The organism is Streptomyces sp. NPDC024555 (genome assembly GCF_055559335.1).
The window spans coordinates 128,285-140,153 of sequence record NZ_JBVHKV010000022.1; the positions used below are offsets into that span (position 1 = coordinate 128,285).

Genomic DNA, 11,869 nt, shown 5'->3' on the forward strand with positions numbered 1-11,869 from the left:
GGCTCACGCCCGTCCGCTCGGCTTGATGACGGCGTTGTAGAAAGAACACGGAGTCCGTCCGGTCACCGAGGCAACGGTTCGGCACGAAGTGCACGAACTGCTGGTGGAGACGGGGAGGCGGGGTCATCCCGCCTCTTCGATCGGCCGGATCGTCCGGCGACGCCGGGCTTCGTCCGAGGACATCCGGCGGGGCTTCGAGGCGCGGGCGTCCGGGGTGACCTGCGGGGCGTCGAACGCCTCGGCAGCGAGCTGAGCGATCTCCGGGTGCGCGGCGAAGAAGAACCGCGGGTTCAGCTTGTGCTGGCCACCGCCCTCGGCAATGAGGCGCAGTCTTTCAAGGCGGTCGATCGCCTCGTACACCGTGGCTGGGCTGATCTCGCAGTCCCGGGCGACCTCTTCGACATCCAGGTGCAGGGGGGCGAACAGAGCCCCGTGCGCTTCGAGCCAGTCGAGGAGGGAGCGCTGCGCGCCGCTGAGCTTGAGCGTGTAGAGGGGCGGGGTTCGCAGGTCTCCTGGGTTCAGGCTCATTGAGCGTCTCCTTCGGAACGCGAGGTGCGGGTCTTCCCCTTGGGGTCGAGGGTGATCGCGGGCGGATCGAGGCGGGCGGCGGACACGTTCTGAGAGGCTCCCGAGCCTTCCCAGTACCGGCGCGGGTTGAGCTGGTAGGTCGAAGAGCGGGGCGCGGTCCGGAGCGCGATGTTCATGCGGACGAGGCGGCCGAAGGCGTTCTTCACAGCCTGCTCGCTCGCGTCGATGTCCTCGGCGACGACCGGAACCTCTGCCTTGATCGCTCCCGCTGCGGCCCCGTTCTCCCGCAGCCACTCGATCACGGACCACTCGGTGGCCGTCAGTCGCAGCTTGTACAGCGGCATCTCCTGGCCGCGCGACTGCATCGTGAACCCCCGGCCGTCGAAGCGGTGCGGCACCTGGGGCTTGGCCTTCTCGACCTCCCCGGTCTCCGTGTTGACGACGACGAGCCTAGCCCGGCGTGGGGCTGCCATACCGCTCCCCCTAGGCACAGATTCCTGACCCTTAACTCCAGAACAATGACCGCTATCCCGTCATCACCACATGACAATACCTGATTTAGTACACCTTAATGACTTACATCGACATGTCACCCAAAGCTAAGGGTCAGTTTTCTGACCCATACGGGTCAGAAAACTGACCCTTACTCGCGCGTTTCCACAGGTCAGGGGCACTGCCCCCTTCTTAGGGAAAGCCGCACTCACACGCTGGGCAGGTGCATCGCCGTACGGGAGCCCCTGCGGTACTCGCGATGCTCCGTTCCTCGGGGGTGCCCCACCCTCGTCACGACCTGGTGCCCGCCGCCGTCGGCTCGGGAGCGTGAGCAACAACAGGAAGGCGTGGCCGGGGCCGGTGGGTGGCTGATGGAGGCACACGTGGCGGACGACCGCCCGGCTCTCCCGCCGCCGTGGTTGCCTTTCGTGGGCTGAGGCCCACGACGGGTTCCAAGGCGGCTTCAGGTCGTCTACCAGGTCCGGTCCGGGGTTCGAAGGAGCCGGCAGCAGCGGAAAGGGACTCACGTGCATGTCCGGCCGCCGGTACCGTTCCTCGTATGGCGTACGAGTTGGAGGAGCAGGAGGTCATCGGCCGCCGGATCAAACGGCGTCGACTGGCTCTCGGGATGGCACAGGCCGACCTCGGCCAGGCCGTAAAAAAATCGCAGGGCTGGGTGTCGAAGGTCGAGCGGGGCCGGATCGAACTGGACCGGGCCGGGCTGATCAACCAGATCGCGGCCGCACTGCACTGCCACCCCAACGACCTGATCTCCCGCCCCTACGTGGTCAGTTCGGCCGGCGAACAGTGGCAGCCCGCAGCCGCATCGATCCTGCGCGAACTCCGCCGCTACGACCTCACCCCTGTGTTCGACGGCACCCCGCGCGCCTCCGCCGCCCTGTGGGCGGACATGAGGCGTCTGCACCGGCTGCGGGACACCGCCGCGAACGTCGCCGTACTCCGCTCCCTGCCGGACCTTCTGCGCGAGGCTCACGCCCTGGCTGACCGGTCACGCGGGCACGAGCAGGAAGAAGCGTTCGGCATCTACGCCGTGTGCTGCAAATTCGCCCACACCTCCGCTCACGCCCTCGGCCACCCCGAGCTGGTCGCCACCGCGTGCGAGCGAGCTGCCTGGGCCTCCCGCCTCTCCGGCGACCCCGTCCTCCCGGCCGTCGCCGACTGGATGCGCGTCTGGGACATGTGGGCCACCGCCGACTGGGCCGACGCCCTCGCCCTTGCCGACAAGGCCCTGGCCGGGATCGAGGCCGAGTACGAACGCGGTGAACCTCGCGCACTGCGGGCCTGGGGCTCGATCCAGCTGCGGGCCGCCGTGTCCGCCGCACGGGCGGGGAACCGGGCCGAGACCGAGCACCGCATCGGCCTGGCCCGCCAGGCCGCCGACCGCGCCGACCAGGCCGGAGGACGGCCGTTCGACGACCGGCACTCCCTCACCTTCTCCTCCGGCAACGTCACCATCCACGGCATCAACGTCGCCCTGGAGATGAGCGACCAACGCCGCGCCCTGGCCCTGAACCACCAGGCCGACCCCGGGCAGATCGAGAACCTGCCCAGCTCCCGCCAGGGCCACCACCGCATGGACCTCGCACGCGCATACCTGTGGGACGGCGACCGGCACCGCGCCCTGGACGAACTGCGCACCGCCGAGTCCCTGGCGCCGCAACTCGTGCGCAACCACCCGATAGCGCGGGCCACCCTGCGACGGATCGTGTATGCCGAACGAGCTGCCACCCGGCAGCAGTTGCGAGGGATGTCGAGCCGATTCCACCTTGATGACCACGACCTATTCTCCTGATTCATATCCGTCCTGCGCCATGGCCCTAGCTTCTGAGGCATGGACGGGACTGACCACAACACCGTGACGACCTGGCGGCCACAGCGCGGCGACCTCGTGCACGACACCGGCTTCGGCCGGGTCGGCGTAGTCACCGCGTTACCCGAGGACACCGACACCGCCGCCTTCCAACTGACCCCCGAGGGCGGGGGCGACGGCTGGACCGCACCACAGAGGCGGCTTCGGCCGCCCGACGCCGTCGAGGCCGCGGTGCTGTACATGTGCGTAGAGCGAGACGGACGGCTGCAGCCGAACCTCGCCACCGAGCGTGCCGAGAGCGAAGGCACCCTGTTCGCCGACCGCCACGGCCTGACACTCGTCGAGACCGTCACCGACCCGTTCGGCGAGCCGGACCCGCAGCAGCGCGACGGCTGGCAGCGCGTCCGTGAACTCGCCGAGACCGGCCAGGTTGCCACCGTCATCGTCCGGTGGCCGGCCGTGATCTCCACCGACCAGACGCACGAGCTGCGGGCCCACGAGATCAAGTGGCTCCAGGACCACGGCACGGCCGTCCGCTACTCGTGGCCGCCACTCGGCGAGCCGGGCATGGGCTGACACCCGCCCCCATGAGTTCGCCGGTCCGCCACAAGGACAGGTGACCGGCGATCAGGGGCGGGCCCGGAGGGGATCCCCCGTTCTCCGCACTATCCGGGCCCACCCCGCACTGCACCACTCGAAACGTCAATCGAGAGGAGCACGACATGACCCTGCTGGCTATCGAACCGGAGGCCGCCGAGGCCCCCGAGTTCCGAGACCCCCGCGCCTACGTCAAGCCGGAGATATGGGACCGCGAGATCGCTCTGCTCATGCGGGACTACCCCTTCGACGAGGTGACGGCGACCCGCCTGTTCCACGCGGCGGTTTCGTACCTGATCACCGCGATGGAGAGGTGGGGCGAGGGCCTGGAGATGTGCTGTGGCCGGATCGTCGACATCGCCGTCCACGTCTTCATCCTCGACACCCGCAACTACCGGGACTTCAGCCACGAGCACTTCGACGGAAAGTTCCTGGAGCACATCCCGGAGATCGCGTTCAAGTACGACGGCTCGGTCGAACGGACCGCGCAGATCATCGCCGACAACGGCTTCGAGGTGGACTGGAAGCTGTGGGAGGCGGACTACTCCAAGTGTGGTCCGTGCTCCCCGGGCTCCAACTGCCATTAGCCGGTAAGCCGGCACCGGGCCCGGGGGCGCTGCGGCGCCCCCGGGCTCCCCGTTCGGGCGGCACACTCAGACTCGCCCACGACACGCGCGAAGACACGAGTAACTTGGCGGGCTCCATCGCCCGGCACGTCTCCCGGAGGACTTCTTGATGCTCAGCGCCGCCCCGACCACCCCGGCCGAGTACTGGGACAAGTACAAGCCCTACCGGGGGGAGGGCGACCAGCCCCAGCCTGCGGCCGGGGCTTTCGACTGGACCGGCCTCGCCGAGGGCGGACCCGGGGCCGAACTCCTCGGCGACCCGGCCACCGCCCTGGATCTGGGGCCTGCGGAGGGCGAGAACGCCGCCTTCCTCGCCCGCACCGGGGTCGAGGTGACCGCCGTCGACTTCTCCGCCGTCCAGGTCGAGCGGGCGCGCCGCTTCTGGAAAGGCGAGAGGCGGCTCACGTTCGTGCACGCCGAGGCGTGCGCCTTCCTCGACGCAGACGGTCCGCGGTTCGACACGATCTACTCGACGTGGGGAGCCGTCTGGTTCACCGACCCCGAGGAGCTGTTCCCCCGGGTGGCGTCCCGCCTCACGCCGGGCGGGGTGTTCGGCTTCTCCCACCGCGAACCGGTCGTCGGGCAGTACGGGGCCCAGGAGATGGGCGGAAAGTGGCTGGAGGGCCGCGAGGCCGAGCTGACGGTCTGGCGCTGGCAGTACACAGCGGAGCAGTGGGCTGACACCCTCAAGCGGCACGGCTTCTCGTCCGTACGGGCCGAGGTGCTGACGAACCCGGACCCGGCCGCGCTCGGCACGCTCCTGGTGACCGCCGCGATCTAGCAAGCACCCCCGAGCGGCCCGAGCCGACCCGCCCCCGCACACGCCACAGCCGCCGGACCCCTTCGGTCCGGCGGCTGTCGCGCCCCTGTCCGAGACTCCGTCAGGCGGTCTCGGCGGGCCACCACTCCGGGTGGTCCTGGTACCAGCGGACCGTGCTTTCCAGACCGGTGGTGAATTCGATGGACGGGGTGAACCCGAGCTTCGTGATCTTGCTGAAGTCGAGGGAGTAGCGCAGGTCGTGGCCCTTGCGGTCGGCGACCTGCTGGATCATGGAGGGGTCGGCGCCGCAGAGTTCGACGAGGCGGCGGGCGATGGAGATGTTGGTGACCTCGACGCCGCTGCCGATGTTGTAGACCTCGCCGGGCGCCCCGTCGGTGAGGACCAGCTGGATGGCGGTGCAGTGGTCGGCGACGTGGAGCCATTCGCGTACGTTGCGTCCGTCGCCGTAGAGGGGGACGGGCTTGCCGCGCAGGAGGCGGGTGATGAAGAGGGGGATGAGCTTTTCGGCGTTCTGGTAGGGGCCGTAGTTGTTCGAGCAGCGGGTGAGCCGGATGTCGAGGCCGTGGGTGCGCCGGTAGGCGAGGGCGGCCAGGTCGCTGCCGGCCTTGGAGGCGGCGTAGGGCGAGTTGGGCTGGAGCGGTTCCCGCTCGTCCCAGGAGCCGAGCTCGATGGAGCCGTACACCTCGTCGGTGGAGACGCAGAGGACGGTCGCCACGTCGTGGCGGGCGCAGCTGTCCAGGATCTGCTGGGTGCCGACCACGTTCGTGGAGGCGAACGGGACGGCGCCGGCGACCGAGCGGTCCACATGGGACTCTGCGGCGAAGTGGACGACCACGTCGTGGCCGGGCAGGACCGCGTCCAGGGCGGCCGCGTCGCGGATGTCGCCCTGGACGAACGTCAGCCGTTCGTGGCCGATGGGCAGGTTGGCGGTGTTGCCGGCGTAGGTGAGCAGGTCGAACACGGTGACTTCGGCGTCCTCGTATCCGGCGTACTCACCGGCGAGCATGGCCCGCACGTACTGCGAGCCGATGAATCCGGCTCCGCCTGTGACAAATACCTTCACGTCGATCCGTCTCCCTCAGCTGACCGGCAGGACCTTCAGTGAGCGGCGGCGGACGCCGTCGCCGGAATCCACGATCGAGGAGATGTGGGAGACGACGCGCTCGTCGGCCGACGGATCGGCCGACGGGTCGTCGTGCACCCGGAGGATCTCGTACGTGGTGGCGCGCTGCGCCGGCACGCGGTCGGCGCCGCGGATCAGCTGGAGCAGCTCGGGGAGGTTGGAGCGGTGCTTGGCCCCGGCGGAGGAGACGACGTTCTCCTCCAGCATCACGGAGCCGAGGTCGTCGGCGCCGTAGTGCAGGGTCATCTGGCCCATCTCCTTGCCCGTGGTGAGCCAGGAGCCCTGGATGTGGGCGACGTTGTCGAGGAAGAGGCGGGCGACGGCGATGACGCGCAGGTACTCCAGCGAGGTCGCCTGGGTGCGGCCGCGCAGCTTGTTGTTCTCGGGCTGGTAGGTGTACGGGATGAAGGCGCGGAAGCCGCCGGTGCGGTCCTGGACGTCGCGGATCATCCGCAGGTGCTCGATGCGCTCGGCGTTGGTCTCGCCGGTGCCCATGAGCATGGTGGTGGTGGATTCCAGGCCGAGGCCGTGCGCGGTCTCCATGATCTCCAGCCAGCGCTCGCCGGACTCCTTGAGCGGGGCGATGGCGGTACGCGGCCGGGCCGGCAGCAGTTCCGCGCCGGCGCCCGCGAAGGAGTCGAGGCCGGCGTCGCGGATGCGGACGATGGCCTCCTCGACCGGGACTCCGGAGACCTTCGCCATGTGGGCCACCTCGGAGGCGCCCAGCGAGTGGATCACCAGCTCGGGGAAGCGCTCCTTGATGGCGGAGAACATGGTCTCGTAGTACTCGACGCCGTAGTCCGGGTGGTGCCCGCCCTGGAACATGATCTGGGTGCCGCCCAGCTCGACGGTCTCCGCGCAGCGGCGCAGGATGTCGTCCAGGTCCCGGGACCAGCCCTTGTCGGTGTCCTTGGGCGCCGCGTAGAACGCGCAGAACTTGCACGCGGTCACACAGACGTTGGTGTAGTTGATGTTCCGCTCGATGATGTACGTCGCCAGGTTCTCGCGGCCCGCGTAGCGGCGGCGGCGCGCCGCGTCGGCGGCCTGGCCGAGCAGGTGGAGCGGGGCGTGGCGGTAGAGCTCCAGTGCCTCGTCGGGCGTGAGGCGGCCTCCGGTGGCGGCGCGGTCCAGAGCAGCGGTGAGATGACTGGTCGGGATGGCCATCGGGCCACCTTTCTGTTTCGGATGGGTCGGCGAGCGCGTTATCGGGTGCGCCCGGTCTCCAGCAGACGGATGCTCAGATCGGGCGCGAAGCCGGCCTCGGCTCCGCCGACCCGGCGGGCGAACTCGCGGAGTCCGGCGAGCTGCCGCTCCCCCAGGTCGAAGTCGAGCGCGGACAGGTAGTAGCGCTTGAGGGTCTCGAAGTCGAACTCCGCCCAGCGGGCCGCCTTGTGGCAGACCGCCTCGATCTCGTCGAGGAAGAGTTCGCGCGAGCGCAGGAATCCGGAGTGCACCTCGCGGACCAGTTCGGGGTGCTCCTCCACGAAGGCGCGCCGGGCGGCGAAGACCGCGAAGACGAACGGCAGCCCGGTCCACTCGCGCCACATCTCGGCCAGGTCGTGGACCTGGAAGCCGAAGGTGTCGGCCTGGAGGAGGGAGGCGCGCAGCGCGGCGTCGCCGATGATCACGGCGGCCGGGGCCCCGGCCATCATGGTGGGCAGGTCCGGCGGGCAGTCGAAGTAGGCGGGGCGGACGCCGACCGACTCGGTGAGCAGCAGTTCCGCCAGGCGGACGGTGGTGCGGCTGGCCGTGGTGCAGGCGAGCGGGACGCCGTCCAGCTCCTCCAGCGGCACCTTGCTCAGCAGCAGACAGGACATCACCGGCCCGTCCGCGCCGACCGCGATATCGGGCAGGACGACCAGGTCGTCGGCGTGGCGCAGGTACTCCATGACGCTGATGGGGCTGATGTCCAGCTCACCGGCGACCAGGGCGTCGCTCAGCCGCTCCGGCGAGTCGCGGTGCAGATCGAGGTCGAGCAGGCTTCCCGTACGGGCCAGTCCCCAGAACAGGGGCAGGCAGTTGAGGAAGTCGATGTGGCCGACGCGCGGCCGGCCGAGGCCGGCCGGGGAGGCGGGCCGGGCCGGGCCGGCGACGGTCGTCATCAGGCGTCCGCCGAGTCCGGTCCGAGGACCTCGACGCCGTCGCTGACCCGGCGCACGTGGATGCACTCCCCCGGGCACTCCTTCACCGAGTCGGTGACGTCGCGCAGGGCGATGGTGGGCACGATGACCGTGGCACCGGCGTCCTGCTGGAGGTCTCCCTCGGCGTTCCTGACATAGGCGAGCCCGTCGATGTCGAGCTCGAAGACGTCGGGCGCGTACTGGCAGCAGATCCCGTCGCCCGTGCAGAGGTCCTGGTCGATCCAGACCTCCAGGGCATCACCCGTGAGGTCCTCGTCCCGTACGGTCATCGCGCACACCTGCCGATACTTGTCGTGATGGTGGTCATGGGTCAGACCCGCATGGGCTGGGGGGTCTCGCGGATCTCCGGATCCGGGCCCTCGTACTCGCGGACGATCTGGTAGAGGGTGTTGCGCTCCACGGGCTGGAACCCGGCGTCGCGGATCAGGTCCAGCAGGCTCTCGCGGGACATCTTGTCCGGGGTGCCGTAGTTGTCCGCGTCGTGGGTGATCTTGTACTCGACGACGGAGCCGTCGATGTCGTCGGCGCCGTGGTTGAGGGCGAGCTGCGCGGTCTGGAGGCCGTGCATGACCCAGAAGACCTTGACGTGCGGCACGTTGTCGAAGAGCAGCCGGGAGACGGCGAAGGTCTTCAGGGACTCCGCGGGGGTGGCCATCTTGGTCCTGGCCATCAGCCGGTTGCGCTCCTTGCCGTCCATGGAGTCATGGAAGTCGTGCTGGTAGCGCAGCGGGATGAAGACCTGGAAGCCGCCGGTCTCGTCCTGGAGCTCGCGCAGCCGCAGCACGTGGTCGACGCGGTGGCGGGGCTCCTCGATGTGCCCGTAGAGCATGGTGCAGGGCGTCTTGACGCCCTTCTCGTGGGCGAGGCGGTGGATGCGCGACCAGTCCTCCCAGTGGGTCTTGTGGTCGACGATGTGCTGCCGGATCTCCCAGTCGAAGATCTCCGCGCCGCCGCCGGTCAGGGACTCCATGCCCGCGTCGATCAGCTCGTCGAGGATCTCGCTTGCGGGGAGGCCGGAGATGGTCTCGAAGTGGTGGATCTCGGTGGCGGTGAAGGACTTGATCGCCACGTTCGACGGCAGCGCCTCCTTCAGGGCCCGGATGGAGCGCGGGTAGTAGCGCCAGGGCAGCGTCGGGTGGAGGCCGTTGACCAGGTGCAGCTCGGTGAGCTGCTCCGACTCCATCGCCTTGGCCAGCTTGACGGCCTCCTCGATGCGCATGGTGTACGCGTCCATCTCGCCCGGCTTGCGCTGGAACGAGCAGTACGCGCACGAGGCCGTGCACACGTTGGTCATGTTGAGGTGGCGGTTGATGTTGAAGTGGACGACGTTGCCGTTCTTCCGCGTCCGTACCTGGTGGGCGAGTCCTCCGAGCCAGGCCAGGTCGTCGCACGCGTACAGTGCGATGCCGTCCTCCCGGCTGAGGCGCTCGCCGGCGGCGACCTTCTGTTCGATCTCGCGTTTGAATCCTGCGTCCACCCGTGCGTCTCCTCAGCGTCGAGTCCGGCATGGATACGGTCTGCTGGCCCCGCGAACACAACAGCCCCGGGCAGCGCAGCTCCATGCTGGTGGAACGACCGCTAAGAGAATCCCTACAGATACGATCCAGCGCCTGCACCGGGGTCCCCGCTTGCCCGTACCGTGAACTTTCGCAAAGGTCCGCCCTCGGACCGGGACACGCGCATCGGCGTAAGGATGAAGACGCATGTCGAACACAGCGACCGCCTCCCCCACCCGGCAGCTGGCCCGGGGACGACTCCTCTATCCCCTGGCCGCGACCGTGGCGACCGTCATCGTCTGGCTCATCGGGCACGCCGCCCTCGACAACGGCATCAGGGCGAAGGCCTCGGGCGGTGACGTCCAGGAGATCGGCCTGCCCATGGTCATCATCGTGACGCTCGTCGTGGGCTTCGCCGCCTGGGGCGTGGCCGCGCTCCTCGACCGCAAGCCGGCGTCCGCCCGCAGCCGCTGGACGATCATCTCGTCGGTCATCTTCGTGCTCTCGCTGCTCGGCCCGGCCGGCAGCGGCGAGGGCGGCGGCTCCAAGATCACGCTGCTGGCCATGCACGTGGTCGTCGCCCTCGTGCTCATCCCCGGGTTCGCCCGGACCGCGCGAAAGGACTGAGGCATGGCGAAGACGGAACTGCGCCTGCGCAAGAAGGGCGGCGCGTTCGTCGTCGACGGCCTCGGCAAGCCCACGGGAACGCTGAAGTTCGACCGCGGGATGCGCACGGGCACGGTCACCGTCGGTGGCCGTGCTCTGCCGATCGCGGCCACCGGACGCCGGCGGACCCGGGTCACGGCCGCCGACCCCGCGATCCTGTGCCTGGACGGCGGGGGCGCCTTCGTGCCCGGGGGCGGCGCACCGGTCGAGTGGCGGATGTCCCCGCCGGGCAAGGGCCACTACCGGGCGACGCTCGTCCGGGGTCCCGACACGATCGACTTCTCGCTGGCGAAGTCCGACGGCAAGTCCGTACGGATCGACGTCACCGGGACCTGGGACGACCTCGAACTGCTCGCGCTGGCCGGCTCGTTCGCGCTGCTGTCACGCCGTCGCGGCGACACGTACCTGAAGATGGCCTTCGTCGCCGTCATCAGCGGCGGCCAGCACACCCACTGAACGGTGACGCGATGACCTCCCTGCCGGACCCGCCCGGCCGCCCCGACGAGGGCGCCGCCGCGCGGGTCCTCGTCGTCACGGCGGTCGCCGCGGAACAGGACGCGGTGGCCGGTGCCCTCCGCGAGACCTCCGCCGCGCCCGCGCACGCCCCGGCCGCCGCCCGCACCCTGCACCGGGTGACCGCGGGCGGCGTCGGTGTGGACGTGCTGGCCGCCGGTGTGGGGCCCGCCGCCGCGGCGGCCACCACCGCGGCCGTCCTGGCCGCCGCCGCGCAGCGGGGGGCCGGTTACGGACTGGTCGTCAGCACCGGGATCGGCGGGGGCTTCCAGCCCGGGGCGCCGCTGTGCTCGCTCGTCGTGGCGAGCCGCATCGTCGCGGCCGACCTGGGCGCCGAGACGGCCGAGGGCTTCGTCCCGGTGACCGGGCTGGGCTTCGGCACCGTCGAGCACCGGCCGGACACCGCGCTCGTGGCCCGGGTCGCCGAGGCGACGGGGGCGCGGACGGGTGCGGTCCTCACCGTGTCCACCGTGACCGGTACGGCCGCGCGCGCCACCGCGCTGCGGGACCGTCATCCGGACGCGCTGGCGGAGGCGATGGAGGGCTTCGGCGTGGCCGAGGCCGCCGCGGCGGTGGGCTGCCCGGTGGTGGAGCTGCGGGCCGTGTCCAACGCGGTCGGTCCGCGCGACCGGGAGCAGTGGCGGATCGGCGACGCGCTGAAGGCCCTGACGGACGCCACCGGCCGGCTCGCCCCGGTGTTCGAGGCTCTGCCGGCCGGTGCGCGCTCGGGAGCGGTGGCTCAGTAGCGGTAGTGGTCGGGCTTGTACGGGCCGTCGACCTCGACACCGATGTAGGCGGCCTGCTCCGGGCGGAGCGTCGTGAGCCGGACACCGAGCGAGGCCAGATGGAGCCGGGCGACCTTCTCGTCCAGGTGCTTGGGCAGCACATACACATCGGTCGGGTAGTCACCGGGCTTGGTGAACAGCTCGATCTGGGCCAGCGTCTGGTCCGCGAACGAGTTCGACATCACGAACGACGGATGCCCCGTCGCGTTGCCCAGATTCAGCAGACGACCCTCCGACAGCACGATCAGAACCTTGCCGTCCGGGAACGTCCACGTGTGGACCTGCGGCTT

The 11,869-nt window shown here is 69.9% G+C and carries 15 protein-coding genes; 7 read left to right on the plus strand and 8 right to left on the minus strand.

Going from position 1 to position 11,869, the window contains the following annotated elements; translation table 11 throughout:
- Window positions 1-123: 123 nt before the first annotated feature.
- Window positions 124-528 (minus strand): MarR family transcriptional regulator, encoded by a 405-nt coding sequence (locus ACZ4FH_RS30875; protein WP_467309074.1) that lies wholly within the window; start codon window positions 526-528, stop codon window positions 124-126.
- Entirely contained in the window at window positions 525-1,001 is a 477-nt protein-coding gene (locus ACZ4FH_RS30880; RefSeq protein ID WP_467309075.1) for a MarR family transcriptional regulator, read from the minus strand. The genes ACZ4FH_RS30875 and ACZ4FH_RS30880 overlap by 4 nt, the downstream gene beginning before the upstream one ends.
- A gap of 578 nt (window positions 1,002-1,579) precedes the next feature.
- On the opposite strand from ACZ4FH_RS30880, the gene ACZ4FH_RS30885 reads away from it, so the two are divergent.
- The 4 genes from ACZ4FH_RS30885 (at window position 1,580) to ACZ4FH_RS30900 (ending at window position 4,855) form a co-directional block, all read left to right on the plus strand.
- Window positions 1,580-2,833: a helix-turn-helix domain-containing protein gene (locus ACZ4FH_RS30885; protein WP_467309076.1), complete on the plus strand. Its 1,254-nt coding sequence runs from the start codon at window positions 1,580-1,582 to the stop codon at window positions 2,831-2,833.
- A 39-nt stretch (window positions 2,834-2,872) separates the two neighbouring features.
- The gene (locus ACZ4FH_RS30890; RefSeq protein WP_467309077.1) at window positions 2,873-3,427 is read left to right on the plus strand and encodes a recombinase family protein; all 555 of its coding nucleotides are present in this window, start codon (window positions 2,873-2,875) and stop codon (window positions 3,425-3,427) included.
- 146 nt (window positions 3,428-3,573) lie between these two features.
- Complete coding sequence (locus tag ACZ4FH_RS30895; protein WP_467309078.1) at window positions 3,574-4,035, plus strand: glycine-rich domain-containing protein; 462 nt, start codon at window positions 3,574-3,576, stop codon at window positions 4,033-4,035.
- 148 nt (window positions 4,036-4,183) lie between these two features.
- A complete protein-coding gene (locus tag ACZ4FH_RS30900) occupies window positions 4,184-4,855 on the plus strand; it encodes a class I SAM-dependent methyltransferase (protein ID WP_467309079.1) in 672 nt (223 codons plus the stop codon).
- A 100-nt stretch (window positions 4,856-4,955) separates the two neighbouring features.
- Here the strand turns inward: ACZ4FH_RS30900 and rfbB are convergent, their stop codons facing one another.
- From rfbB to mqnE, 5 genes are read right to left on the minus strand one after another with little or no spacing between them, the layout of a single operon-like run.
- The gene (rfbB, locus tag ACZ4FH_RS30905; RefSeq protein WP_467309080.1) at window positions 4,956-5,918 is read right to left on the minus strand and encodes a dTDP-glucose 4,6-dehydratase; all 963 of its coding nucleotides are present in this window, start codon (window positions 5,916-5,918) and stop codon (window positions 4,956-4,958) included.
- A 15-nt stretch (window positions 5,919-5,933) separates the two neighbouring features.
- Window positions 5,934-7,142: a cyclic dehypoxanthinyl futalosine synthase gene (gene mqnC, locus ACZ4FH_RS30910; RefSeq protein WP_383641491.1), complete on the minus strand. Its 1,209-nt coding sequence runs from the start codon at window positions 7,140-7,142 to the stop codon at window positions 5,934-5,936.
- A 38-nt stretch (window positions 7,143-7,180) separates the two neighbouring features.
- Window positions 7,181-8,080, minus strand: a complete 900-nt coding sequence (locus ACZ4FH_RS30915) for a menaquinone biosynthetic enzyme MqnA/MqnD family protein (protein ID WP_467309081.1) — start codon at window positions 8,078-8,080, stop codon at window positions 7,181-7,183.
- Window positions 8,080-8,388, minus strand: coding sequence for a ferredoxin (locus ACZ4FH_RS30920; RefSeq protein ID WP_467309082.1), 309 nt, complete (start codon window positions 8,386-8,388; stop codon window positions 8,080-8,082). The genes ACZ4FH_RS30915 and ACZ4FH_RS30920 overlap by 1 nt, the downstream gene beginning before the upstream one ends.
- Window positions 8,389-8,429: 41 nt before the next feature.
- Window positions 8,430-9,596 (minus strand): aminofutalosine synthase MqnE, encoded by a 1,167-nt coding sequence (gene mqnE / locus ACZ4FH_RS30925; RefSeq protein ID WP_467309083.1) that lies wholly within the window; start codon window positions 9,594-9,596, stop codon window positions 8,430-8,432.
- Window positions 9,597-9,822: 226 nt separating this feature from the next.
- Here mqnE and ACZ4FH_RS30930 point away from each other — a divergent pair, with 226 nt between their 5' ends.
- The 3 genes from ACZ4FH_RS30930 to ACZ4FH_RS30940 are packed head-to-tail and all read left to right on the plus strand — an operon-like array spanning window position 9,823 to window position 11,540.
- The gene (locus ACZ4FH_RS30930; protein ID WP_467309084.1) at window positions 9,823-10,242 is read left to right on the plus strand and encodes a DUF6069 family protein; all 420 of its coding nucleotides are present in this window, start codon (window positions 9,823-9,825) and stop codon (window positions 10,240-10,242) included.
- A gap of 3 nt (window positions 10,243-10,245) precedes the next feature.
- Window positions 10,246-10,737 carry a hypothetical protein gene (locus ACZ4FH_RS30935; RefSeq protein WP_467309085.1) on the plus strand — a complete coding sequence of 164 codons (492 nt, stop codon included), beginning with the start codon at window positions 10,246-10,248 and terminating at the stop codon, window positions 10,735-10,737.
- An 11-nt stretch (window positions 10,738-10,748) separates the two neighbouring features.
- Complete coding sequence (locus ACZ4FH_RS30940; RefSeq protein WP_467309086.1) at window positions 10,749-11,540, plus strand: futalosine hydrolase; 792 nt, start codon at window positions 10,749-10,751, stop codon at window positions 11,538-11,540.
- On the opposite strand, the gene ACZ4FH_RS30945 is transcribed toward ACZ4FH_RS30940, so the two are convergent.
- Window positions 11,534-11,869, minus strand: a 336-nt coding sequence (locus ACZ4FH_RS30945; RefSeq protein WP_467309087.1) for an adenosylhomocysteinase, incomplete at its 5' end; no start/stop codon positions are given. The two genes, ACZ4FH_RS30940 and ACZ4FH_RS30945, sit on opposite strands and share 7 nt — an antisense overlap.